Origin of the sequence: Microbacterium sp. NC79 (assembly GCF_019061125.1) — a bacterium.
GTDB lineage: Bacteria > Actinomycetota > Actinomycetes > Actinomycetales > Microbacteriaceae > Microbacterium.
This window is the reverse complement of sequence record NZ_JAHQYI010000001.1, coordinates 1,309,878-1,333,695: the sequence shown is the minus strand read 5'-3', so window position 1 is coordinate 1,333,695 and position 23,818 is coordinate 1,309,878. Positions and strand designations below refer to the sequence as shown.

Here is a 23,818-nt window from a genome sequence, read left to right as displayed (position 1 = left end):
CCCCAACTGGAGCACTCCCCCGATGACTGCATTCATCTCGCGTGGGCACAACCCACTGCGTGACCCCGATGATCGCCGGTTGAACCGAATTGCCGGGCCAAGCGCCCTGGTGATCTTCGGTGTCACCGGCGATCTTTCGCGCAAGAAATTGATGCCTGCCGTGTATGACCTTGCCAACCGTGGCCTGCTTCCTCCCGGCTTCGCGCTGGTCGGTTTTGCACGCCGTGATTGGGAAGATCAGGACTTCGCGCAGGTTGTCTACGACGCGGTTCGGGCGCATGCGCGCACCGAGTTCCGCGAAGAGACCTGGAAGCAGCTTCTCGAGGGAATTCGCTTCGTGCAGGGCACGTTTGATGACCCGGAAAGCTTCAAGAGTCTGCGCGACACTGTCGAGGATCTCGATCGGGTGCGCGGAACCATGGGTAACCATGCGTTTTACCTCTCGATTCCGCCGAAGGACTTCCCGACGGTGGCCCGCCAATTGCGCGAGTCGGGGCTCGTCAGCAATACGCAGGATCCGGATCGTTGGCGCCGCGTCGTCATTGAAAAGCCGTTCGGCCACGATCTGGAATCCGCCCGCGAGCTGAACGAGGCGCTGGAGTCAACGTTCTCTCCCGATGCGATCTTCCGTATCGACCACTACCTCGGTAAAGAAACCGTCCAGAACATTCTGGCTTTGCGTTTCGCGAACGAGCTATACGAACCGATCTGGAACCGCAATTACGTCGACCACGTGCAAATCACGATGGCGGAAGACATTGGTGTTGGCGGTCGTGCCGGTTACTACGACGGCGTCGGTGCTGCACGCGACGTCATGCAGAACCACCTCCTGCAGTTGCTCGCGCTCACGGCGATGGAAGAGCCGATTAGCCTCAGCGCCGACCACTTGCGCGCCGAAAAAGAAAAGGTTCTCGCCGCTGTCACGCTGCCAGATGACCTGTCAGCGGCGACGGCACGCGGTCAGTACGCTGGCGGTTGGCAGGGTGGCGAAGAAGTGCGCAGCTTCCTGACAGAAGATGGCATGGCACCGGACTCCGCCACCGAGACCTTTGCCGCGGTCAAGCTCGAGATCAACACGCGCCGTTGGGCGGGAGTGCCGTTCTACCTGCGCACTGGCAAGCGCCTTGGCCGTCGCGTCACCGAGATCGCGGTGGTTTTCAAGCGCGCACCCGAACACCTGTTTTCTCGTGGCAGCACGCCTGACCTCGGCCAGAACGCACTCGTCATCCGTGTTCAGCCCGATGAGGGTGTCACGCTGAAGTTTGGCTCGAAGGTGCCAGGAACCGGCACGCACGTTCGCGATGTGACGATGGACTTCGGCTATGGTCACGCCTTCACCGAGGCGAGCCCGGAGGCGTACGAGCGTCTGATCCTTGACGTTCTACTTGGCGACCCGCCGCTGTTTCCCCGTCACGAAGAGGTAGAAGAGTCCTGGCGCATTCTTGACCCGGTCGAAGAGTATTGGGCATCCCTCGGCGGGCCGCTTGATCAGTACGCACCTGGCTCGTGGGGTCCGGCGAGTGCCGACCACATGCTGGCACGCGACGGACGCACCTGGAGGCGACCATGATCGTTGATCTTCCTGACACCACCATTAGCCAGGTCGCTAAGCGCCTCGTGCAGGTCCGTGAAGAGGGTGGTGCCGTCGCGCTTGGCCGCGTGCTCACGCTGGTCATCGCGACTCGTGAAGAAGCAGCAGAGCCCGCCATCGATGCCGCCAATGACGCGTCACGCGAGCACCCGATGCGCGTCATCGTTTTGCTGACCGATCGAAACGCGGATGCTCGTCTGGACGCACAGATTCGCGTCGGTGGCGACGCGGGCGCTAGTGAGGTCATCGTCCTCCGTGCATTCGGCGCCGCCGCAACGAACGAGGAGAGCCTCGTTACCGGGCTCCTCCTGCCTGATGCACCCGTCGTGGTGTGGTGGCCTGACCAGCCGCCGCTGCGTCCTGCCGCCAGCCCGCTTGGCCGCATTGCACAGCGCCGCATTACCGACGCGTCCACCGATCCTGACACGGTGCGGCGACTGTCCAACCTTGGCGAAGGGTACGCCCCTGGCGACACTGACCTGGCCTGGACCCGCCTCACCTACTGGCGCGAGCAACTGGCCGCTGTGCTTGACCAGCCGCCCTACGACCAGGTGACTGCAGTCGAAGTTCATGGTTCCGCTGAATCCCCCTCCACCGGTCTGCTTGCCGCCTGGCTACGTCTGCAACTCGACGTACCGGTGAAGTGGGTCTACGAGTCGCACGAGACGTGGCGAGAGGGTATCAAGAGCGTGCGCCTGACGCGCGCGTCTGGCGACATCCTGTTGGAGCGTCCGGAACCGGGTGTTGCGTTGCTGACGCAGCCGGGGCAACCGGATCATGATCTACCGCTACCACGACGCACCCTGCGCGAGTGCCTCGCCGAAGAGCTGCGTCGCCTTGACCCCGACGTGCTGTACGGTCGAGTCATCTCAGAAGGCTGGCACCGCCTCGGTCCGGCCTCGGAAGGACACTCAGCATGACCGAAAAACGTGTCGTCGTTGTGCCGACGCCAACCGATCTCGCCGAGAGCGTTGCCAAGCGCTTTCTCGGCAAGGTCGCCATGGATGCATCGGAAGATCGACCGGTACATGTGTCGTTGACCGGCGGAACCATGGGCATCGCGGTTCTGGCGGCCGTGGCAGAAAACCCGTTGCGTGATTTGGTCAATTGGTCTGCCGTACATTTCTGGTGGAGCGATGAGCGTTGGGTCGCTCGTGACGATGCCGACCGTAACGAGGGGCAGGCTCGTGCCGCGCTTCTTGACATGTTGGATATTCCGGCAGCGAACATTCACGAGATGCCTGCGTCAGACGAAGGCTTGACCTTGGATGAGGCAGCCGACGCGTACGCTACCGAGCTCGCAAGCTTTGCCAACGGCTCCAACGCCTGGCCGAGCTTCGACGTCTGCTTCCTGGGCGTCGGGCCCGATGGCCACATCGCCTCGCTGTTTCCGGATCGCTCGGCGATCACGGTGACGGATCGCGCCGCCGTCGCGGTGCGCAACTCCCCCAAACCTCCCGCCGAACGCATCACGCTGACGCGTCCTGTGATCAACTCCTCGCGTCGAGTATGGATGGTCGTCGCGGGTGAAGAGAAGGCCGGAGCCCTCGGACTCATTCTCGCTGGAGCCAACTACGAGCAGGTTCCTGCCGCCGGCGCCAAGGGCACGAGCCGCACGATCATCATTGTTGACGAAGCCGCCGCCGGTCAGGTTCCTGCCGAACTGATTGACCCCAGCTTCTAACGGCCCCGCAATTCCGCGGGCTGGATTCCGCGGGCTGCGTTCTGCACCCGCGGTTCCGCTCCCGCGGTTCCGCATGCGTGCGAAACACATTTTGGTCGGCGAAACATCACCGCGCCGCATGTTTCTCGCCGACCAAATTGTGTCTCGCGCAACATATGAAGTGCGACGGACCGGAACCACGGACTGACGCCGGAACCACGGACTGACGCGGAACCATGGGCTGACGCCGGAACCACGGGCTGACGCCGGAACCACGGGCTGACGGAACGCGAAAGGGGTGGAACCGCTTGTGCGGTCCCACCCCTTTCGCTTAATGCTTACTGTCCGCGGCGTGCGCGCACTGCGGCGAGAGCTTCATCCAGCAACTGGACGGCCTCTTCGTCTGTGCGGCGCTCCTTCACGTATGCCAGGTGCGTCTTGTACGGCTCAGGTTTAGCCAGTGCCGGCGGGTTGTCCTTGTCGCGACCTGCGGGCAGGCCGGACTGCGGCGAGTCAATCTGCTCGGGAATTTCTTCCTCAGGCAGGTTGGCTGCAAAGTAGCGTACGGTCTCGTTGCCGAGTGCGTCCCAGTACGAAACAGCGGTACGGTCAGCGTGGTAACCGTGATCCTGCTCGCCCATGGGGCCAGCGCCGACGCGGGTGCCGCGAATTGCGTTTCCTCCGGTAGCCATTAGCCTGCCAATCCCGTGAACTTCGTGATCAGGCCGAGGCCGACGATCGTGACGAACCAGACAAGCGCGAGAACCACGGTGAAGCGGTTCAGGTTGCGCTCGGCAAGACCGCTGGAACCGTAGGAGGCGCTCATTCCGCCGCCGAACATGTCACTCAGACCGCCACCGCGTCCTTTGTGCAGAAGGATAAGAAGGGTCAGCAGCAGGCTGGTGATACCCAGCACAATCTGCAGGATGAGCTCAAGAATAGCCACGGAAAAACCTTTCAAGTGCGAACGGATCGCGCACGAAACTCCAGTATATGGGAGAAGACGAATCTGCCTCAGCGAAACGCTAGACGCCGACGTGGCTCGGGAAGCGAGCAATCGCCGCGAATTCGTCCACGATCAGGCTTGCACCGCCGACGAGAGCGCCGTCTACATCAGGCTCGCGCATGAACGCGGCGATGTTGTTTGCCTTCACTGACCCGCCATACAGCACACGGGTGCGCGCCGCCGCCTCATCGCCGAGCGTCTCAGCGATGACGCCGCGCAGAGCCTTGCACACGTCCTGTGCTTGCGCGGGCGTTGCCGCCTGGCCGGAGCCGATCGCCCAGACCGGCTCGTAAGCGACGACGATATCGGCCTTCTTGTCGATGCCCTCGAGAGCGACGCGAAGCTGAGCGACGGGAACCGCGCTAGCCCCGTGCTTTTCGAGGTCTTCGGCAGTTTCGCCGACGCAGATCACCGGTACGACACCGTGCTTGATGGCGGCTTTCGTCTTCGCTGCCACGATCTCGTCGGTCTCGTTGTGGTATTCGCGACGCTCGGAGTGGCCGATGATGACGTAGCCACACTTGAGCTTCGAGAGGAACAGGCCCGAGATTTCACCCGTGTATGCGCCGGAGTCCTGCGCTGAAATGTCTTGTGCACCAAGCGAGAACGGAATCTTGTCGGCGTCGATCAGCGTCTGCACTGAACGAATGTCGGTGAAAGGCGGGAAGACCGCAACCTCGACCGCGTTCGACTCAAACTTCGCGTCTTTCAACGTCCAGTGCAGCTTCTGCACGAACGCGACCGCCTGGAGGTGATCCAGGTTCATCTTCCAGTTACCCGCAATGAGCGGCGTACGTGTTACGACCATCCGAGGACCTCCAGTCCGGGAAGCTTCTTGCCTTCGAGGAATTCGAGGCTTGCACCACCACCGGTGGAGATGTGACCAAACTGGTCATCGGCAAAACCGAGCTGACGTACGGCTGCGGCAGAATCGCCGCCGCCCACAACGCTGAGACCGTTAACGGCAGTCAGCGCCTGCGCAACTGCTTTCGTACCGCCAGCGAAAGCGGGGAACTCGAACACGCCCATCGGGCCGTTCCAGAACACCGTCTTGCTCGAGGCAACGGCGTCGGCAAAGGCCTTCGACGTCTCCGGGCCAATGTCGAGACCGATGCCAGCGGTTCCGAAGCTCGTCTCTTCGATCGCGCTGGCAGCAACAACTTCGTGTGCGGCGTCGGCGGCAAACTTCTCCGCGACAACAACATCGGTCGGCAGCACAATCTCGACGCCGCGCTCGCGCGCGTCGGCCAGGTACCCGCGTACGGTGTCGAGCTGGTCTTCTTCCAACAGGCTGGAGCCCACGTTGTGGCCCTCGGCCTTCAAGAAGGTGAACAGCATGCCGCCACCAATGAGGATGCGGTTGACGCGCGGAAGCAGGTGTTCAATGACACCCAGCTTGTCTGACACCTTCGAGCCGCCAAGAACAACCGTGTACGGTCGCTCCGGATTCTCGGTGAGGCGGTCAAGCACATCAAGTTCGGTGGCGATGAGCAGGCCAGCGGCAGACGGAACCAGCTGCGCGAGTTCGTACACGCTCGCCTGCTTGCGGTGCACAACACCGAAGCCGTCCGAAACGAGGACGTCCCCGAGGGCAGCCAGCTGCCGAGCGAACGCGTCACGCTCGCCCTGATCCTTGCTGGTCTCGCCGGGGTTGAAGCGCAGGTTCTCGATGACGGCGATGCCGCCGTCATCGAGACCGGCTGTGGCTTCTTGCGCAGACTCCCCTACCGTGTCGCGCGCAAACGCGACCGGTTTTCCGAGGAGTTCTGCGAGACGCTGCGCGACCGGAGCGAGGCTGTAACGCTCGTCCGGTGCACCCTCGGGTCGCCCGAGGTGAGAACACACGATTACGCGCGCACCCTGATTGATCAGAGTGTTCAACGTAGGAAGTGAGGCGCGGATTCGACCGTCGTCGCTAATAACACCGTCTTTCAACGGAACATTAAGATCGCAACGGACGATAACGCGCTTGCCCGCAAGGGATCCGAGCGAGTCGAGGGTTCGCAGAGTCATATTTAGAGACGCTCTCCAACGTATTCGGTGAGGTCGACGAGACGGTTGGAGTAGCCCCACTCGTTGTCGTACCAGCTCGACAGCTTGACCTGGTTGCCGATCACACGCAGCAGGCCTGCGTCGAAGATCGACGAGTGCGGGTCAGTCACGATGTCGCTAGAGACGATCTCGTCTTCGGTGTACTTGAGGATGCCGGCGAGCGGCCCCTCGGTTGCAGCTGCCTTGTACGCAGCCTTCACCTCGTCCAGCGTGACCGGACGTGATGAGGTGACGGTAAGGTCTGTGATCGAACCGGTCGGAACCGGTACACGCAGAGCGAAGCCGTCAAGCTTGCCCTTAAGCTCCGGAAGAACCAGGCCAATTGCCTTTGCCGCACCGGTCGAAGTCGGAACGATGTTGACAGCAGCAGCACGTGCACGGCGAAGGTCGCTGTGCGGGCCGTCCTGCAGGTTCTGGTCAGCCGTGTAGGCGTGGACCGTCGTCATCAGACCGTTCTCGATGCCAAAGTTGTCGTTGAACACCTTGGCGAGCGGCGCGAGGCAGTTCGTGGTGCACGATGCGTTCGAGATGATGTGGTGCGCGGCCGGGTCATAGAGGTGCTCGTTGACACCCATGACGAACGTTGCGTCTTCGCCCGTTGCCGGTGCCGAAATGAGGACCTTCTTGGCGCCACCAGCGATGTGCTTGCCAGCGTCTTCAGCCTTCGTGAAGCGACCCGTTGACTCGATCACGATGTCAACACCGAGTTCGCCCCATGGCAGGTTGGCGGGGTCGCGCTCCTCGAACACCCGAATAACCTTGCCACCCACCGTGATCGACTCGTCGTCGTACGTGACGTCCTGGTCGAGACGACCAAGGATCGAGTCGTACTTCAGCAAGTGCGCGAGGGTCTTATTGTCGGTGAGGTCGTTGACGGCAACAACCTCAAGGTCGGCTCCCTGTGCAAGGGCCGCGCGCAGATAGTTGCGCCCGATGCGGCCGAAGCCGTTAATACCAATCTTTACAGCCACTTATGCTCCCTAGTGGTCTGTCACGCGCGCCGATGAACGCGTGACGAATAGAAGTCGCGGACATCGGCGTCCCCGGTGGAATCCCCACCGGGGACGCCACCGTTCACGACTGTACCAGCAGGCCCTTGCTCTGCGTGCGTGCTGTTTCAAAACGTGTCTGCACGTTGTCCCAGTTCGCAATGTTCCAGAACGCCTTGACATAGTCAGCACGGACGTTCTTGTAGTCGAGGTAGTATGCGTGCTCCCAAACATCGAGCAGGAGCAGCGGCACGGAACCGGCAGCGAACTGCGACTGCTGGTCGAAGAACTGCTGGATGATCAGGTTCTCGCCGATCGAGTCCCAGAACAAGCCAGCCCAACCCGAGCCCTGAACACCAAGGGCTGCTGCGGTGAAGTGTGCCTGGAATGCGTCGAACGAACCGAAGTGGTCCGCGATCGCTGCCTCGAGCTCGCCGGTGGGCTTGTCGCCACCGTTCGGCGACATGTTCGTCCAGAAGATCGAGTGGTTCGTGTGGCCGCCGAGGTTGAACGCGAGGTCCTTTTCGAGCTTGTTGATGTTCGCGAAGTTTCCCGCGGCACGAGCCTCAGCAAGCTGCTCGAGGGCCGTGTTAGCACCGGTGACGTAAGCCTGGTGGTGCTTGCCGTGGTGCAGTTCCATGATGGCACCGCTGATTGCCGGCTCGAGGGCCGAGTAGTCGTAGGTCAGCTCTGGCAGCGTGTATGTCGCCATTGTTTCGCTTCTTTCTGGTCTGCACCCAGTGGGCGCCTTGGTGACCTCCGGAACCGCCGAGGCGGGAAGGTCAATCATTTTCATCCTACCGACGACAACACCGCCTGGCTCGGGAAGATTCCTTTGCCAGGCGGTGTGTGAATTGTCGCGCGTGTTTAGTCTTCTCCGGTCGGAACCGCAGCTTCGGTTCCGGGAATGCCTTCGGCCTCAGCACGCTTGTCTGCCATCGCCAGCAGGCGACGGATGCGGCCGGCGACAGCGTCTTTCGTCAGCGGCGGGTCGGCACGGTGACCAAGCTCATCAAGGCTCGCATCGCGGTGAGCGAGGCGAAGTTCGCCAGCCTGACGAAGGTGGTCAGGAACCTCATCCGCCAGAATCTCCAGTGCGCGCTCGATGCGTGCACACGCGGCGACCGCGGCCTGTGCGGATCGGCGCAGGTTCGCGTCATCGAAGTTCACGAGGCGGTTGACGCCCGCGCGCACTTCACGGCGCTGACGCATTTCGTCCCAGGCAGCAGCGGTACGCACCGCGCCCATCGCTGCCAGAATCGCGCGAATCGATTCGCCCTCGCGAACCACGACGCGGGGTACGCCACGCACTTCGCGGGCCTTCGTTGCGATGCCCATCCGGTGTGCGGCACCGACCAGGGCCATCGCAGCTTCACCTGACGGGGCACTCACTTCGACGGCGGCCGAACGACCAGGCTCCGTCAGTGTGCCTGCGGCAAGGAACGCGCCTCGCCAGATTGCAGCAAGATCTTCCCGGGTACCGGTGGTCAGGCGGTTCGGCAGGCCACGCACAGGACGACGACGCTGGTCGAGCAGGCCGGTTTGACGAGCAAGCGTCTCGCCGCCTTCAATCACGCGTACTGCCCAGTGGTTGCCTGAACGCGAACCGGATGCCTGCACCGGAACGATCTCCGGGCGGGCGGCATAAATTTCAACAAGATCACGAGCCACACGGCGCGCGAGGACTTCGGCATCGACTTCAGCTTCAACCGCAACACGGCCAGCAATCGAGTGCAGTCCGCCAGCGAAACGCAGGATGCTCGTCAGCTCCGCGACGCGTACCGAAGCACGCGGGTCGCGAATCTGGACGAGTTCGCCTTTGACATCGGCGGTCAGTGCCACTGGGGTACCTCTATTTCAGTAAAAAGTCGGGAACGCGCAAAAAGGGCGGAACTTCTATCCTACTCTCGCCCCAGGTCGCGATGCTTCACTCGCACAGCAATCCCTGGTACTTCTGCCAAGCGTTTCGCCAACTCGATAGACGTTGCGACCGAACGGTGCTTGCCGCCTGTGCATCCCACGGCGATGACGGAGTGACGTTTGTTCTCGCGCTGGTAGCCATCAATCGCGGCACGTAGTGCCGCCGCGTAGTTGCTGATGAACTCTGCTGCGCCGGGTTGTCCGAGCACGTACTCAGACACGGCCTCGTCTTTTCCGGTGAAGGGCCGTAGCTCTTCGTTCCAGAACGGGTTGGGCAAAAATCGCATATCGGCGACGAAGTCGGCGTCCGTCGGGAGTCCGTACTTGAAGCCGAAGCTCATCACCGTGACATCGTGCTTGGCTGAATCGGCGGCACGGAAAGTGTCAGAAACCGTGTTCGCCAGCTGGTGGATGTTCAGGTTGGTGGTGTCGATGAGCACGTCTGCGCTCTCCCGCACCAGCCTGAGGCGCTCACGCTCGGCGTGAATGCCGTCAACCAGCGTGCCATGACCCTGCAGCGGGTGCGGGCGGCGCACGGCTTCAAATCGGCGCACAAGCGCGTCATCAGACGCGTCCAGAAACACCAGTCGGGTATCACCGCGTCTGCGCAACTCTTGGAGGACTTCAGGCAGTTCCGCAAAGAGCGTGCCTCCGCGTACGTCGATGACGACGGCCACGCGTGGGAAGGACGTTCCGCTTGCGCTCGAGAAGTCGAGCAGTGGGCGCAACATCTGCGGTGGGAGGTTGTCGACCACGTACCATCCCAGGTCTTCCAGCGCGTTCGCTACTGTCGAGCGCCCTGCCCCCGACATTCCCGTGACGATGAGGACCTGGCCCTCGTCTGACGTGCTCACGCTGTGCTCCTCTCGCTGGTGTAAGCCTAGCGACCTTTGAGGTGCTCGCTCACGGTTTCTGCCAGACTCGGCCCGATGCCTGGAACCTGAGTGATCTCATCAGCGCTCGCGTTCTTGAGCGCCGCGACGGAACCAAAGTGCCGCAGCAACGCTTTGATGCGTGCTTCGCCGAGTCCAGGAACCTCGGAAAGCACCGTCGTAATGTCACGTTTACGGCGTTTGCGCTGGTGGGTGATGGCGAAACGGTGCGCCTCATCGCGCAAGCGTTGAATCAGATAAAGGGCTTCGCTCGTGCGCGGCAGAATGACCGGGTAGTCATCGCCTGGAAGCCAGATCTCTTCGAGTCTTTTGGCAATTCCGCACAGCGCAATATCGGTGCGCCCTGCGTCAGCGAGAGCGCGTGCGGCTGCCGCCACCTGCGGCTGGCCGCCGTCAACAACGAGCAGTTGCGGCGGATAAGAGAAGCGCTTCCGATTTCCGGCTTCGTCGACTGTTTCCGCCTCATCGTCGAGGCGCGCGAGGCGCCGCGTGAGCACTTGGTACATCGAGTCGGTATCGTCCGTCGTCTCCGCAATATTGAACGAGCGGTACTGGTCTTTCCGTGCGAGCCCGTCTTCGAACACGACCATCGAGGCCACAACATTCGTGCCTGACAGGTGCGAAATGTCGTAGCACTCGATGCGCAACGGCGCCGTTTCCAGGCCGAGCGCTTCTTGCAGATCGGTGAGCGCGCGCGACCGGGCAACATAGTCGGCTGACCTGCGCGTCTTATGGAGCATGAGCGCTTGCGACGCATTGAGAGTCGCGGTCTTCATGATGTCGGCCATCTGCCCGCGCTGGGCGACTTTTAACTGCACGGACTTCCCGCGACGAGCACGCAGCCACTGCTCAAGTTCTTCGGCATCCTCAGGAAGCGACGGAACCAGCACACGCTTGGGAATGGACTCCGCGGTTGCGTCGCCGTAGACGCGCTGTAGCAGTTGATCAACAAGCTCTGCTCCGCTGATGTCGATCTCTTTTTCGACGGTTGTTGATCGCACGCCGCGCACGCGTCCGCCACGGATGATGAAGTGTTGCACGGCGGCGGCGAGCTCGTCTTCGGCAATTCCAAAGAGATCCGCGTCTTCGTCGGCGGGTAGGACCAACGCGCTCTTACTGAGCACGGCTTCAATCGAGGCCAACTGGTCACGGTACTTTGCGGCTGCCTCGTAGTCCATTGCGGCAGCAGCGTCCTGCATCTGCGCGGTCAGCTTCTTGGTGAAACGAGAGTCTCCCCCAGACATAAACGCGACGAAGTCATCCACCATGGCGCGATGTTCCGCAATCGTCACCTTCATTGAGCACGGCCCACCGCACCGCCCAATCTGACCGGGGAAACACGGCTTGCCCGACTGCATTGCGCGCTTGTAGGCGGCATCCGAGCACGTGCGGATGGGGAACACCTTGATCATTTGATCGATCGTGTCGTGCACCGCCCACACCTTCGGATAGGGACCGAAGTACTTTGCCCCGCGAATCTTCGGGTTGCGCGTCACAATGACGCGCGGTGCTTCATCGGCGAGCGTGATCGCCATGTACGGGTAGGACTTGTCGTCTTTGTACCGCACGTTGAACGGTGGATCGAACTCCTTGATCCACATGTACTCCAACTGGAGAGAATCGACATCGCTATCGACGACGGTCCACTCCACGCTCGCAGCTGTCGTCACCATCCGCCGTGTACGCTCGTGCAACGTGTGTAGCGGCGCGAAATAGTTCGACAGCCGTTGCCGTAAGCTCTTCGCCTTTCCGACGTAGAGCACACGCCCGGCCGCATCACGGAACCGGTAGACACCCGGGTTGGTCGGTATCTCCCCCGGCTTCGGCTTGTAGGGCAGATCGGTCGCCATTAGCTGGCTTTCTTGGCCCGTGCCGCCGATGTCTTCTTCTTCGCCGCGGTCTTCTTCACCGGTTCTGCCGCCTTCTTCTTCACGAACTTCGGGCGTGGTGCCGTCGCCGGGTCAACGCCCGCCTTCGCGAAGATCTCCCTGAGGAAATGACCGGTGTGACTTTCTTCAGAAAGCGCGATGTCTTCCGGCGTCCCTGTCGCCATGATCATGCCACCGCCTGACCCACCTTCAGGGCCGAGATCGAGCACCCAGTCAGCCGACTTGATGACATCCAGGTTGTGTTCGATGACGACAACCGTGTTGCCCTTGTCGACGAGTTCGTTGAGCACTTCGAGAAGCTTGCGGACGTCTTCGAAGTGCAAACCTGTGGTGGGTTCATCCAGCACATAGATACTGCGCCCGTTGCTGCGGCGCTGGAGTTCGGTCGCGAGCTTCACACGCTGCGCTTCGCCACCTGACAGGGTCGTCGCAGATTGGCCAAGGCGAACGTAGCCGAGACCGACATCAACCAGCGTCTTCAGGTAGCGGTGAATCGCCTGGATCGGTTCGAAGAACTCGGCCGCCTCGGCGATCGGCATCTCCAGCACTTCTGCAATGTTCTTGCCCTTGTAGTGCACGGCGAGGGTGTCGCGGTTGTAGCGCTTGCCCTGGCAGCCCTCGCACGCCACGTACACGTCAGGCAGGAAGTTCATCTCGATCTTGATGGTTCCGTCACCCGAGCACGCTTCGCAACGGCCGCCCTTGACGTTGAACGAAAAACGGCCGGGCTGATAGCCACGCACCTTCGCCTCGGTCGTCTCCGAGAACAGCGTACGAATGCGGTCAAATACGCCGGTGTAGGTTGCCGGGTTCGAGCGCGGCGTACGACCAATCGGTGCCTGGTCGACGTGCACAACCTTGTCGAGGTTGTCCAGGCCCGTGACACGCAAGTGCTTACCAGGCAGGGTGCGCGCACCGTTGAGGCGGCCAGCGAGAACTCGGTACAGGATGTCGTTGACGAGTGACGATTTGCCGGAACCACTGACGCCGGTGACCGCGGTGAAGACGCCGAGGGGGAAGTCAGCTGTCACATCGCGAAGGTTGTTGGCACGCGCGCCGACAACGGAAATCTGTCGATCCGGATCGATCGGGCGGCGCTTGTCGGGCAGCGCAATCGAACGGCGCCCAGAAAGGTAGTCGCCTGTCATCGAGTTGGTATCAGCCAGCAGCTCGGCATACGGCCCCGAGTGCACGACAGTGCCGCCGTGCACGCCAGCGCCCGGGCCGATGTCAACGATCCAGTCTGCCGCCTCGATGGTCTCCTCATCGTGCTCGACAACGATCAGCGTGTTGCCGAGGTCGCGGAGGGTGACAAGGGTCTGAATGAGGCGGCGGTTGTCACGCTGATGCAGCCCGATGCTGGGCTCATCCAGAACGTAAAGCACACCGGTGAGGCCGGAACCGATCTGAGTCGCCAACCGAATGCGCTGCGCTTCTCCGCCCGATAGCGATCCGGCCGAGCGCGACAGGTTGAGGTACGTGAGCCCCACCTGAATCAGGAATTGCAGGCGCACCCGGATTTCGCGCAACACCTGCGCGGCAATCTTTGCCTCGCGGTCGTTCAGTTGCAGCTTTTCGAAGAAGTCGTGAGCATCGGCGAGGCTGAGGCGCGTCGTCGTGGCGATCGAGTGGCCGTGAATGAGTACCGACAGCACTTCGGGCTTCAAGCGGTCGCCGTTGCAGGCGGCACACGGAACCTCGCGGAGGTACTCTGCCCAGCGCTGTCGTTGCGTGTCGCTCTCCGCCTGCTGGTATTGGCGCTCGATGTACGGAACCACACCCTCGAAGCCGGAGGCATAGCGCATTTCACGGCCGTAACGGTTCTTCCATTTCACCGTGACCTTATAGTTTTCGCCGTGCAGCACGGCCTCCTGCACCTCGGTGCTCAACTGGTTCCACGGTGTATCGAGGGAGAAGTCCAAGTCGCGTGCGAGACCTTCCAGAAGGCGCTCGTAGTATTGGAAGAGCCCCTTGCCCTGCGTTGTCCACGGGATCACGACGCCATCGCGGATCGACAGCTCGACATCGCCGAGCAGTAGCTCACTATCGACCGACATGCGAGTGCCAAGACCCGAACATGTGGGGCAGGCTCCGAACGGCGCGTTGAACGAGAACGTACGGGGCTCGATCTCGGTGAGTTGGACGGGGTGGCCGTTAGGACATGCCAGTTTCTCGGAGAACGACTGCCACGCCGCATCGCCCTCTTCATCGACAAAGTTGACCTGCACGATGCCGTTCGTCAGCCCCAGCGCCGTTTCCACCGAATCCGTGATGCGGCTCAGGATTCCTGGGCCCGCGACCAGGCGGTCGATAACGACGGCGATGTCGTGCTTGTAGCTCTTCTTCAGGGTGGGCGGCTCCGCCAGTTGAATCATCTCGCCATCGACCATCGCGCGGCTGAACCCCTTGGCACCGAGCTCACGGAACAGGTCGACGAACTCGCCCTTCTTCTGCGACACGACAGGCGCGACAACCTGATAGCGCGTGCGCTCAGGCAGATTCATCAGTTGGTCAGCAATCTGCTGAACGGTCTGACGCTGAATCACCTCACCACATTCCGGGCAGTGCGGCACACCAATGCGCGCCCACAGCAAACGCATGTAGTCGTAGATCTCGGTGATCGTGCCGACCGTCGAGCGCGGGTTACGGTTCGTGGACTTCTGGTCGATTGACACCGCCGGGCTCAGACCCTCGATGAAATCGACGTCAGGACGATCAACCTGCCCGAGGAACTGGCGCGCATAAGCGCTCAGCGACTCGACGTAGCGACGCTGCCCCTCGGCAAAGATGGTGTCGAACGCGAGACTGGACTTGCCGGAACCAGACAGGCCGGTGAAGACCACCATGGCGTCGCGCGGAATGTCGAGATCAACGTTTTGCAGGTTGTGGACGCGAGCACCGCGGACGGTCAGTTTGGACGAGTTCGGAAGCGAGACAATGGGCACCCGTCAAGTCTAGGCGTGGCCTCCGACACTGGCGTCGCTCCTGCACCTGTTGCCAGGAAACGACGCTGTCAACGCGAAACGGTGGACGAAGAAACCACGGCTCCTTCGTCCACCGCCTCATGGACTACGCGTGTGCGATTAGCGCCAGACGTACACCGGCCATGCCGAGCTCGTCGAGCCGTTCAGCGCGTCAGTGCCTTCGTAAACGGCCGTCAACTTGTGCATGCCGACCGTCAGATTCGCGATCGTGAACTTGGCGACTCCGTGCTTGTCGACGCTGGCACTACCGACAGCAGCGGTACCGTCGTACAGCGTCACGGTTCCGCCGGCCTTCGTGCCCTGGGCCACGACGAGCGCGGTGACCTTGACCTTTTGGTTCGACTTTGCCAGCACACGATTAGCGAAGACGATCGTCGTCGTATCGATCTTCACGATCGGCTCTTTGACCACAATCGGAACCTGCACGGACGTTCCGGTCGGGGTCGTGATCGCGATGGAGACGGCGCCACTGACGTCGGCGGGAACCACGAGCGAAACCGTCGCCTGCCCCGTGAGGTCATCGGTTGCCGTAACAGTACGGGTGATGTCGGTCGTGACGCTGGATGTTCCGAGCGTCGCAGTGACGGTGCCGGCAACCTGCTCCGTCGAGGAGAATTCGAGACCGGACAACGTGAGAGTGACCGTCTCCCCCGCGACAAAGCCGTCAGGGCTGGCCGGCGCGCTGGTCTGAACGCCGACGGCGCGCTGAGCCAGATTCGTTTCAGCGACCGGATGCTCAACAAACCAGTTCACAACGGCCTGCAGGTCGCTCACGCCGGATTCCGCACGGTTTGTCCCGTCCGCGAAGGCACCAAAGTTGTCGCCTCCGCTCGCAAGGAACGCATTAGCCACGACGCCGTAGGTCGCCTGTGGGTCAAGCTCGACATCGTTCAAGGTGATCGACGTGATCCGCTGCCCGACCGGCGCCGTCGGGTCGAAGGTGTACTGGAAACCCTCACTCACACCGAGCTTCAGGAAAGGTCGGGATGCTCCCGCCGGCTGCCACTGCTGTTCAAGAACGGTGCGAATCTGCTCGCCAGTGAGCGACAGCGTCACGAGGCCGTTTGCGAACGGCTGAACGTCAGCCGCCTCCTTGTATGTCACGTTGCCGTCGGCGTCGTAGTCAGCCGAAGACGCGTAGCGCAGATCAGCACGAAGACCGCCGGGATTCATAAAGGCAATCTGCGTCTCTGGCACCTGCTGCTGAGCAGCCCACAGGTGCACGTCTGCGACCCAGTTGCCCAGCGTCGACTCTCCGCCACGGTTCTCCGTGGTTCCGTTCGCCTGCTTTGCCCTGTTGAAGTCGGCTGCGATGGAGCCCAGCGAGACCTTGCCTCGTTCAAACGCGTAGGCGGATGCCGGAGCGACGAGGTCGTTCTTGATGGCTTCGTTCTCCGGGTAGTTGAGCGTCTGCCCGGTTTTCAGCGCGAACGTCTCGTTCAGCATCGAGACAAGCTGTTTTGTCTCAGAATCCACGACGATCTGCAGATTGGAGAACTTCTCTCCGTATTGCCCTGACGAAATCACGGGTCGGCCGTCGATCACGTGGTTGTACGCCAAGTGCGTGTGGCCTGACACGATCGCGTCGACATCAGCGTCGACCTGCGTCACAATGCGGCCAAAGGGTGAGGATGGGTCCGTTGCCGCCTCGATCGTGGTGTTCGCGGCACCCTCGTGCACCAAGAGCACAACGATGTCGGCTTCACCATTGGATGGGTCGCCGTCGCGAAGGTCGTCGGCGACGCGGTTGACGTTGTCGGCCACATCGCCCACAACCACGTCAGCGATGCCAGCGGGACTCACCAGCGACGGGAGTTCGTCTGTGACGGCTCCGATGAAACCAATCGTCACGCCGTCAAAAGTTTGGGTGTAGTACTCGGGCATGATTGGCTCGCCGGTGAGCCGGTGCAGGTTCGCGGCAATGTACTGCCAGCCCGCTGCTGGCTGAATGCGATCACGCAAATCTCCCCAGCCCTGATCGAACTCGTGGTTGCCCACTGAGCTGACGTCGAGGCCTGCGGCGGTCAGCGCCGCAATCGTCGGCTCGTCGTTTTGAATAAAGGACGCGAAGGTTGACGCGCCCACCAGGTCGCCAGCCGCAGCGACAACCGTATTCGGGTTCGTTGCTCGCACCTGGTCGATGGCCCCGGCAAGGGCCGCGATTCCCGCTGCTGCACTGAACGGGTCGTTCTCAATGCGGCCATGGAAATCGTTGAACGTCACCAGATTGATGGTGACGGGGTCGGCCGCGGCTGCCGGCACGGCAGCGAGTGCGCCACCGCACGCAAGCGCCACCGTGGTTACGGCTGCGAGACCGACGCGGCGACGCCGCACGGATGATGAAGACATTCGGATGAGTCCCTTCCTTCGAGCGGGCGCGGCAAAAGCCGTCCCTCGCGCGAGCATATGGACACCAGCGACAGAACGACTCAGCCTGAGAGAGTTCTCATCGGCAGCGCGTGCATGGCACGAGGAATTGCGCGCGAATGACGTCTCGCCGCCCGCGCTTCATGAGGGATGTCTCATCAATCGCGCGGGAGCGCCGAGAATTTCTTGCCAGCAAACGGGCGCAGGGACTCGCGTAGCGACGCAATGTCTTCGAAAGACATTCCGGTGGCTTCGACGACGGCGGGCGGAACCTCTAACGCCCGTTCTCGAAGCGCCGCACCCTCCGCGGTGACGGCGATATCGAGCCGCCTCTCATCGGTCGCACTGCGCTGGCGGGCAACGAAGCCCATCGACTCGAGACGCTTCACCAGCGGAGACGCCGTCGCCGGGTCCATTGCCAACGCATCAGCGAGGTCGTTGAGGGTGCGCGGTGACGATTCCCAAAGCGCCAACATCACGAGATATTGCGGATGCGTGAGCCCCAACGGCTCGAGGATTGGCCGGTAGACCGAGACGACGTTGCGCGCTGCCGTCACGAGTGCAAAGCACAGCTGGCTATCGAGGGCGAGCGTCTCGTCGCGGGACATCGTCATGATTGGAGTCTATACGACCCTAATGTTTAGTACACTAAGGGTTATGCCAGATAAGAAGCCGCTCAGTGTCCGCATCCGCGAGGCCGGGGGTCTGTACTCGTTCTTAAACTCGCGCCTGATCAAGTTCGCTGGCCCCGCCTCTGTCGGCCCGTATGAGAGCACGCCCGTCGAGTCTTCCGTCGCGAAGGCGTGCCCGTTGTGTGGTCACCCGATGAACGAGCATGAGTTCGACCGTTCGGGCCCGAAACCTCTTATGCACTGCCCGTCATAACAGGGTCCTGAGCCGCTCCGCCGCACCAGCTACGCCAAAGCCGCTCCACCGCACCAGTTACGCCTGAACGGCTCCGCCTCCGCGACTGCGACACCCTCCTACGCGTGCCCGGCCTTCTCCATTTGACGCAGGTCACGCTTGAGGTCTTGAACTTCATCGCGCAACCGCGCAGCCAGCTCAAATTTGAGCTCCTGTGCCGCCGTGAGCATTTGCTCGGTCAGGTCGGCAATCGTCTCTTCCAGTTGGGTTGCACCTTCAGCAGCGATCCCTTCGCGGCCCAATCGCGGCGTCGGCGACTTGCGCTTGCCTCCGCCTGAGCGCGCGAGCATCGCTTTTGTGTCTGCGCCTTCGCGCGCCAACGCATCGGTGATATCGGCGATCTTCTTGCGCAGCGGCTGCGGGTCGATGCCGTGTTCCGTGTTGTATGCGATTTGCTTCTCGCGTCGACGTTCGGTCTCTTCGATCGCTTTCGCCATGGAATCCGTGATCCGATCGGCATACATGTGCACCTCACCGGAAACGTTACGAGCCGCACGCCCAATTGTCTGGATCAACGAGGTTCCGCTGCGCAGGAAGCCCTCCTTGTCAGCGTCCAAAATCGCGACCAGTGACACCTCGGGCAGGTCGAGACCCTCGCGAAGAAGGTTGATACCGACCAGAACGTCGTAGACGCCTGCGCGCAACTCGCTCAGCAGCTCAACGCGGCGCAGGGTGTCAACGTCGGAGTGCAGGTAGCGAACCCGCACGCCGTGTTCTTGGAAGAAGTCGGTCAGTTCTTCCGCCATCTTCTTCGTGAGCGTCGTGACGAGCACGCGCTCATCTTTTTCTACGCGAATGCGAATCTGCTCGAGCAGGTCATCGATCTGCCCCTTGGATGGCTTAACCACGATCTCCGGGTCGACAAGGCCGGTTGGTCGGATGATCTGCTCGACGACGCCGTCTGCGATACCCATTTCGTACTTGCCAGGGGTTGCCGAGAGGTACACCGTCTGGCCGACGCGGTTCTTGAACTCGTCCCAGCGCAACGGCCTGTTATCCATGGCGCTCGGCAAACGAAAACCGTGCTCGACAAGTGTGCGCTTGCGCGACGCATCGCCCTCATACATCGCACCAATCTGCGGAACGGTGACGTGCGACTCGTCGATTACGAGCAGGAAATCATCGGGGAAGAAGTCAAGCAGCGTATGTGGCGGCTCCCCCGGCTGGCGTCCGTCCATGTGACGCGAGTAGTTTTCGATGCCTGAGCAGAAGCCCAGCTGTTGCAGCATCTCAAGGTCAAACGTGGTGCGCATCCGCAAGCGTTGCGCTTCGAGCAGCTTGCCCTGGCCTTCGAACTCTTTCAGACGCTCTGCCAGCTCGTCCTCAATCGTCTTGATAGAACGCTGTACGACGTCGTTGGCCGCGACGTAGTGGGAGGCAGGGAAAATCGGAACCGAATCCAGTTTGTCAATGACATCACCCGTCAGCGGGTGCAACCGGTACAGGGCTTCGATCTCGTCGCCGAACATTTCGATTCGAATGGCGTATTCCTCGTACACCGGAATGATCTCGATCGTGTCGCCGCGGACACGGAAATTGCCGCGCGAGAAGTCAACGTCGTTGCGGTTGTACTGCATGGAAATGAATTGGCGGATCAACGCATCACGGTCGTACTGCTCCCCCACCTGCAGCGCCACCATGGCGCGCAGGTACTCCTCAGGGGCACCGAGACCATAAATGCATGACACGGTCGACACCACGATCACGTCGCGGCGCGACAGCAGCGAGTTGGTCGTAGAGTGGCGCAGGCGCTCAACCTCCGCGTTCACAGACGAATCCTTTTCAATAAAAGTGTCTGTCTGCGGGACGTACGCTTCTGGCTGGTAATAGTCGTAGTACGAGACGAAGTACTCGACGGCGTTATTCGGCATCAGCTCGCGAAACTCGTTGGCGAGCTGCGCTGCGAGTGTCTTGTTGTGCGCGAGCACGAGCGTGGGGCGCTGCACCTGCTCGACAAGCCAGGCGGTTGTTGCCGACTTACCTGTACCGGTAGCGCCGAGGAGCACGACGTCGGTTTCACCTGCGTTAATGCGCGCCGCGAGCTGTGCGATGGCCTGCGGCTGATCACCTGACGGCTCGTATTCGCTGATGACCTCGAAGGGACGGACGGCGCGCGTTGGTTGCATGCAACCAGCCTACGCGTGACCTCCGACACTGGACGCGGGAGCGGCAGTACCGGAGACTGCACGCCGCTCTCGAGCCGCACGTAACAGTGGGCGGAGATCGTTCCACACGCGATCCGCCTCCATGAGCGTCTGATCAAGGGAGGCCGTCGTGTCAATCACCACGTCAGCAATAGCCAGACGCTGCTCGTCTGGAATCTGCGAGCTGACGCGGGCGCGTGCTTCGTCTTCGCTCATCCCTCGGAATTCAATGAGACGAGCAATGCGCTCTGCTGCCGGCGCATGCGCCACGATAATCAAATCCCACGGGTCGCTTGCTCGCGCTTCAACAAGCAACGGAACGTCGTAGACGATGACACCATCAGGATCCGCAGCGATAGCCTCAGCGAAGCGCCGCTCCGTTTCGGCCCGCACCGCGGGATGCACGATGCCATTGAGAGCCGCCACTTTCTCGGGTGAACCAAAGACCCTGGCCCCGAGCTCGGCGCGCTTCAACGCGCCAGACTCATCCAGAATGTCGGCACCGAATTCGGCAACCATGGCTGCTAACACCGGGGTTCCTGGCTCCTGCAGCTCACGCACAACAGCGTCGGCATCCACCACGACCGCACCGTGTTCAGCGAAGCGCCGAGCGATCGAGGACTTTCCGGATGCGATCCCGCCGGTGAGCGCAATAAGAGACATACGCAACATCCTGCCAGAGCCAGCACCGCAGTCTCGCGCCGTTTTGGCTCCGCAACGAAAGAAAAAACGGGGCCGGAACCAAAAGGTTCCGGCCCCGTCAGTTGATCGTTAGATCAAGCGTTGCCCGAGAGCTTCTCGCGGAGAGCCGCGAGTGCCTCGTCGTCAGCCAGCGTGCCGGCAGCAGCGGAGTCGCTCGAGAAGGACGATGCGCCTGCATCGAACTCGGGAGCAGCAGCCTCTGCTTCAGCAGCCTTGATGACCTGAGCCTTGTGAGCTTCCCAACGAGCCTGGGCAGCAGCGTAGTCCTGCTCCCACTTCTCGCGCTCGGCGTCAAAGCCTTCCTTCCAAGCGCCCGACTCAGCGTCGAAGCCGTCCGGGTACTTGTACTCGCCGTTTTCGTCGTACTCAGCAACCATGCCGTACAGAGCCGGGTCGAACTCGGTGCCGTAGGGGTCAACCGACTCGTTAGCCTGCTTCAGCGACAGCGAGATGCGGCGACGCTCGAGGTCGATGTCGATGACCTTAACGAAGACCTCGTCACCGACCGAAACAACCTGCTCAGCAAGCTCAACGTGCTTGCCCGAGAGCTCGGAGATGTGAACGAGACCCTCGATGCCGTCGGCAACGCGCACGAATGCACCGAACGGAACCAGCTTGGTGACCTTACCGGGGGTAACCTGACCGATTGCGTGGGTACGTGCGAATACCTGCCACGGGTCTTCCTGCGTTGCCTTCAGCGACAGCGAGACGCGCTCACGGTCAAGGTCAACCTCAAGAATCTCGACGGTGACCTCCTGGCCAACCTCGACGACCTCAGAAGCGTGCTCGATGTGCTTCCACGACAGCTCGGAAACGTGGACGAGACCGTCAACGCCACCGAGGTCAACGAACGCACCGAAGTTAACGATCGAGGAAACAACACCCTTGCGAACCTGACCCTTGTGCAGGTTGTTAAGGAAGTGCGTGCGGGTCTCCGACTGCGTCTGCTCGAGCAGAGCACGGCGCGACAGCACAACGTTGTTGCGGTTCTTGTCGAGCTCGAGGATCTTCGCTTCAATTTCCTGGCCGAGGTACGGCGTCAGGTCGCGAACACGGCGCAGCTCGATGAGCGATGCCGGGAGGAAGCCACGGAGTCCGATGTCAACGATGAGACCACCCTTGACAACCTCAATGACAGAACCGGTGACGACGCCGTCGTCTTCCTTGATCTTCTCCACGTCGCCCCAAGCGCGCTCGTACTGTGCGCGCTTCTTCGACAGGATCAGGCGGCCTTCCTTGTCTTCCTTCTGGAGAACAAGTGCCTCGACCAGGTCACCGACGGAAACGACCTCGTTAGGGTCAACGTCGTGCTTGATCGACAGTTCACGCGAGGGGATAACACCCTCGGTCTTGAAGCCGACATCGAGGAGAACCTCATCGCGGTCGATCTTGACGATCGTTCCTTCGATGATGTCGCCGTCGTTGAAAGACTTGATAGTCAGTTCGACCGCGGCCAGGAAGTCCTCAGCAGATCCGATGTCGTTGATGGCGACCTGCTTGGTGGCCGGGGCGGTTGCGTTAGTCATGTAGTGGGTTGTCCTTGTTGGATTGGAAGCTCGGGCTCCGGCTCCGTCAACGATGGCGTGGTTTGACGCACGCGACCTCAGGCGCAAAAGCAAATGGATTTTTGTGTCATACATTTCGTAACTCGTGTTGAGTCACAAAGATGACACCTCAGCATATCAGAATTACCCCGCTAAACGACACGCGCGGCATGCAGTCCCGAACGGGGCAAAAGCAGGGCGTCGCCTAGGAAAGCGTGGCCGCGAGCGAATCGAGAGCGTCCCCGACTAAACGTTGCGTTGTCCACTCATCCATCGGGGCTGCCCCCAGCGATCGATACAGGCCAATTGCCGGCTCATTCCAGTTCAAGACCGTCCACTCCATGCGGCGATACCCCCGTTCGGCGCAAACAGCAGCGACGGACGCCATGAGTTGCTTACCGTACCCACGACCACGCTCGGAGGGATACACGTGCAGGTCTTCCAACCAGATACCGTGAGTGCCCGTCCAGGTGGAATAGGTCAAGAACCAAATGGCGATGCCGACAACGGAACCATCGCGCTCGACCACGTGCGCGAAGGCGTGGGGATTCTCACTAAAGAAGGTCGCCTCAATCGCCTCGGTCGTGTTCAAGACAGCGTCAGGCTCGCGCTCGTACTCGGCAAGATCTTTAATGTGGGCGAGCAACGCTGCGGCGTCATCGAGGCGCGCTTCGCGCAGGATGGCACCATCGGTCAGGGTAACGGGAAGCATGAATCCAGCCTATGGTCTGTTGGACGCCGCTCCTGCCGCCACGGTTCATTACCTGCGCGGCCGTGAGCCGCACGGCACGCAGACATCCGCGTACGGTCGAATCCGCAGTCGCTCGAGCGGGATCGCTTCACCGCAAATCCGACAGAACCCATAGGTTCCGCGCTCCAGCCGCGCACACGCCGCGTCAACCTCATCGAGCCGCGCACGAGCCTCCGCGGCGACCGCATCAACTCGGGCCCATTCGCTTGACAGCGGAACACCCTCGGGATCATGCTCGTCATCTCCCCCGGCCTGATCACGCGACTGTGCGACCATCGCCAGCGACTGCTCAGCCGCGTCGAGCGCACGTTGGATTTCTGCGCGCTTCTCTTCGAGGAGGGCGTGGAACTGCTGTTGCCTGGACTCCGCCATGCGTTCACTTTACGGTGCCCCACAGAC

General features: G+C 61.6%; 21 protein-coding genes. 4 read left to right on the top strand and 17 right to left on the bottom strand.

Going from position 1 to position 23,818, the window contains the following annotated elements; translation table 11 throughout:
* Positions 1–22 precede the first annotated feature (22 nt).
* From zwf to pgl, 3 genes are read left to right on the top strand one after another with little or no spacing between them, the layout of a single operon-like run.
* Positions 23–1,570 carry a glucose-6-phosphate dehydrogenase gene (zwf, locus tag KTJ77_RS05960; RefSeq protein ID WP_217337537.1) on the top strand — a complete coding sequence of 516 codons (1,548 nt, stop codon included), beginning with the start codon at positions 23–25 and terminating at the stop codon, positions 1,568–1,570.
* The gene (locus tag KTJ77_RS05955; RefSeq protein ID WP_217337536.1) at positions 1,567–2,511 is read left to right on the top strand and encodes a glucose-6-phosphate dehydrogenase assembly protein OpcA; all 945 of its coding nucleotides are present in this window, start codon (positions 1,567–1,569) and stop codon (positions 2,509–2,511) included. The genes zwf and KTJ77_RS05955 overlap by 4 nt, the downstream gene beginning before the upstream one ends.
* Positions 2,508–3,275 carry a 6-phosphogluconolactonase gene (gene pgl, locus KTJ77_RS05950; protein ID WP_217337535.1) on the top strand — a complete coding sequence of 256 codons (768 nt, stop codon included), beginning with the start codon at positions 2,508–2,510 and terminating at the stop codon, positions 3,273–3,275. The genes KTJ77_RS05955 and pgl overlap by 4 nt, the downstream gene beginning before the upstream one ends.
* A gap of 317 nt (positions 3,276–3,592) precedes the next feature.
* Here pgl and KTJ77_RS05945 read toward each other — a convergent pair whose 3' ends face one another.
* The 12 genes from KTJ77_RS05945 to KTJ77_RS05890 form a co-directional block, all read right to left on the bottom strand.
* Positions 3,593–3,946 (bottom strand): RNA polymerase-binding protein RbpA, encoded by a 354-nt coding sequence (locus KTJ77_RS05945; RefSeq protein ID WP_147824450.1) that lies wholly within the window; start codon positions 3,944–3,946, stop codon positions 3,593–3,595.
* Positions 3,946–4,200, bottom strand: coding sequence for a preprotein translocase subunit SecG (secG, locus tag KTJ77_RS05940; protein WP_217337534.1), 255 nt, complete (start codon positions 4,198–4,200; stop codon positions 3,946–3,948). The genes KTJ77_RS05945 and secG overlap by 1 nt, the downstream gene beginning before the upstream one ends.
* Positions 4,201–4,279: 79 nt before the next feature.
* Positions 4,280–5,068: a triose-phosphate isomerase gene (gene tpiA / locus KTJ77_RS05935; RefSeq protein WP_217337533.1), complete on the bottom strand. Its 789-nt coding sequence runs from the start codon at positions 5,066–5,068 to the stop codon at positions 4,280–4,282.
* Positions 5,059–6,273 carry a phosphoglycerate kinase gene (gene pgk, locus KTJ77_RS05930; RefSeq protein WP_217337532.1) on the bottom strand — a complete coding sequence of 405 codons (1,215 nt, stop codon included), beginning with the start codon at positions 6,271–6,273 and terminating at the stop codon, positions 5,059–5,061. The genes tpiA and pgk overlap by 10 nt, the downstream gene beginning before the upstream one ends.
* A 2-nt stretch (positions 6,274–6,275) precedes the next feature.
* Entirely contained in the window at positions 6,276–7,283 is a 1,008-nt protein-coding gene (gene gap, locus KTJ77_RS05925; RefSeq protein ID WP_217337531.1) for a type I glyceraldehyde-3-phosphate dehydrogenase, read from the bottom strand.
* A 103-nt stretch (positions 7,284–7,386) separates the two neighbouring features.
* The gene (locus KTJ77_RS05920; RefSeq protein ID WP_217337530.1) at positions 7,387–8,013 is read right to left on the bottom strand and encodes a superoxide dismutase; all 627 of its coding nucleotides are present in this window, start codon (positions 8,011–8,013) and stop codon (positions 7,387–7,389) included.
* A gap of 155 nt (positions 8,014–8,168) precedes the next feature.
* The gene (gene whiA / locus KTJ77_RS05915) at positions 8,169–9,143 is read right to left on the bottom strand and encodes a DNA-binding protein WhiA (RefSeq protein ID WP_217337529.1); all 975 of its coding nucleotides are present in this window, start codon (positions 9,141–9,143) and stop codon (positions 8,169–8,171) included.
* 59 nt (positions 9,144–9,202) lie between these two features.
* Positions 9,203–10,075 (bottom strand): RNase adapter RapZ, encoded by an 873-nt coding sequence (gene rapZ / locus KTJ77_RS05910; protein WP_217337528.1) that lies wholly within the window; start codon positions 10,073–10,075, stop codon positions 9,203–9,205.
* A 26-nt stretch (positions 10,076–10,101) separates the two neighbouring features.
* On the bottom strand, positions 10,102–11,964 hold the full coding sequence (uvrC, locus tag KTJ77_RS05905) for an excinuclease ABC subunit UvrC (RefSeq protein ID WP_217337527.1): 1,863 nt from the start codon (positions 11,962–11,964) through the stop codon (positions 10,102–10,104).
* On the bottom strand, positions 11,964–14,948 hold the full coding sequence (uvrA, locus tag KTJ77_RS05900; RefSeq protein WP_217337526.1) for an excinuclease ABC subunit UvrA: 2,985 nt from the start codon (positions 14,946–14,948) through the stop codon (positions 11,964–11,966). Before uvrA ends, uvrC begins: the two co-directional genes overlap by 1 nt.
* Positions 14,949–15,086: 138 nt before the next feature.
* Positions 15,087–17,336 carry a 5'-nucleotidase C-terminal domain-containing protein gene (locus KTJ77_RS05895; RefSeq protein WP_217337525.1) on the bottom strand — a complete coding sequence of 750 codons (2,250 nt, stop codon included), beginning with the start codon at positions 17,334–17,336 and terminating at the stop codon, positions 15,087–15,089.
* Between the two features lie 176 nt (positions 17,337–17,512).
* Positions 17,513–17,968, bottom strand: a complete 456-nt coding sequence (locus KTJ77_RS05890; RefSeq protein ID WP_217337524.1) for a MarR family winged helix-turn-helix transcriptional regulator — start codon at positions 17,966–17,968, stop codon at positions 17,513–17,515.
* 43 nt (positions 17,969–18,011) lie between these two features.
* Here KTJ77_RS05890 and KTJ77_RS05885 point away from each other — a divergent pair, with 43 nt between their 5' ends.
* Complete coding sequence (locus tag KTJ77_RS05885; protein ID WP_254367378.1) at positions 18,012–18,239, top strand: hypothetical protein; 228 nt, start codon at positions 18,012–18,014, stop codon at positions 18,237–18,239.
* A 98-nt stretch (positions 18,240–18,337) separates the two neighbouring features.
* Here the strand turns inward: KTJ77_RS05885 and uvrB are convergent, their stop codons facing one another.
* From uvrB to KTJ77_RS05860, 5 genes are all read right to left on the bottom strand, one after another.
* Positions 18,338–20,404 (bottom strand): excinuclease ABC subunit UvrB, encoded by a 2,067-nt coding sequence (uvrB, locus tag KTJ77_RS05880; protein WP_217337522.1) that lies wholly within the window; start codon positions 20,402–20,404, stop codon positions 18,338–18,340.
* 9 nt (positions 20,405–20,413) lie between these two features.
* Positions 20,414–21,085: a dephospho-CoA kinase gene (gene coaE / locus KTJ77_RS05875; RefSeq protein ID WP_217337521.1), complete on the bottom strand. Its 672-nt coding sequence runs from the start codon at positions 21,083–21,085 to the stop codon at positions 20,414–20,416.
* 113 nt (positions 21,086–21,198) lie between these two features.
* Entirely contained in the window at positions 21,199–22,650 is a 1,452-nt protein-coding gene (gene rpsA / locus KTJ77_RS05870; RefSeq protein WP_217337520.1) for a 30S ribosomal protein S1, read from the bottom strand.
* Positions 22,651–22,873: 223 nt separating this feature from the next.
* Entirely contained in the window at positions 22,874–23,380 is a 507-nt protein-coding gene (locus KTJ77_RS05865) for a GNAT family N-acetyltransferase (RefSeq protein WP_217337519.1), read from the bottom strand.
* 48 nt (positions 23,381–23,428) lie between these two features.
* Positions 23,429–23,791 (bottom strand): TraR/DksA C4-type zinc finger protein, encoded by a 363-nt coding sequence (locus KTJ77_RS05860; RefSeq protein ID WP_254367377.1) that lies wholly within the window; start codon positions 23,789–23,791, stop codon positions 23,429–23,431.
* Between the last annotated feature and the right edge of the window lie 27 nt (positions 23,792–23,818).

What these genes read in the sequence shown, in the direction of transcription:
- coaE (WP_217337521.1), bottom strand. Translation starts at nt 21,085, where the DNA reads ATGTCTCTTATTGCGCTCACCGGCGGGATCGCATCCGGAAAGTCCTCG.
- KTJ77_RS05885 (WP_254367378.1), top strand. Translation starts at nt 18,012, where the DNA reads ATGCCAGATAAGAAGCCGCTCAGTGTCCGCATCCGCGAGGCCGGGGGT.
- KTJ77_RS05945 (WP_147824450.1), bottom strand. Translation starts at nt 3,946, where the DNA reads ATGGCTACCGGAGGAAACGCAATTCGCGGCACCCGCGTCGGCGCTGGC.
- zwf (WP_217337537.1), top strand. Translation starts at nt 23, where the DNA reads ATGACTGCATTCATCTCGCGTGGGCACAACCCACTGCGTGACCCCGAT.
- uvrC (WP_217337527.1), bottom strand. Translation starts at nt 11,964, where the DNA reads ATGGCGACCGATCTGCCCTACAAGCCGAAGCCGGGGGAGATACCGACC.
- KTJ77_RS05895 (WP_217337525.1), bottom strand. Translation starts at nt 17,336, where the DNA reads ATGTCTTCATCATCCGTGCGGCGTCGCCGCGTCGGTCTCGCAGCCGTA.
- rpsA (WP_217337520.1), bottom strand. Translation starts at nt 22,650, where the DNA reads ATGACTAACGCAACCGCCCCGGCCACCAAGCAGGTCGCCATCAACGAC.
- pgl (WP_217337535.1), top strand. Translation starts at nt 2,508, where the DNA reads ATGACCGAAAAACGTGTCGTCGTTGTGCCGACGCCAACCGATCTCGCC.
- KTJ77_RS05860 (WP_254367377.1), bottom strand. Translation starts at nt 23,791, where the DNA reads ATGGCGGAGTCCAGGCAACAGCAGTTCCACGCCCTCCTCGAAGAGAAG.
- KTJ77_RS05955 (WP_217337536.1), top strand. Translation starts at nt 1,567, where the DNA reads ATGATCGTTGATCTTCCTGACACCACCATTAGCCAGGTCGCTAAGCGC.
- KTJ77_RS05920 (WP_217337530.1), bottom strand. Translation starts at nt 8,013, where the DNA reads ATGGCGACATACACGCTGCCAGAGCTGACCTACGACTACTCGGCCCTC.
- pgk (WP_217337532.1), bottom strand. Translation starts at nt 6,273, where the DNA reads ATGACTCTGCGAACCCTCGACTCGCTCGGATCCCTTGCGGGCAAGCGC.
- tpiA (WP_217337533.1), bottom strand. Translation starts at nt 5,068, where the DNA reads ATGGTCGTAACACGTACGCCGCTCATTGCGGGTAACTGGAAGATGAAC.
- uvrB (WP_217337522.1), bottom strand. Translation starts at nt 20,404, where the DNA reads ATGCAACCAACGCGCGCCGTCCGTCCCTTCGAGGTCATCAGCGAATAC.
- KTJ77_RS05865 (WP_217337519.1), bottom strand. Translation starts at nt 23,380, where the DNA reads ATGCTTCCCGTTACCCTGACCGATGGTGCCATCCTGCGCGAAGCGCGC.
- KTJ77_RS05890 (WP_217337524.1), bottom strand. Translation starts at nt 17,968, where the DNA reads ATGACGATGTCCCGCGACGAGACGCTCGCCCTCGATAGCCAGCTGTGC.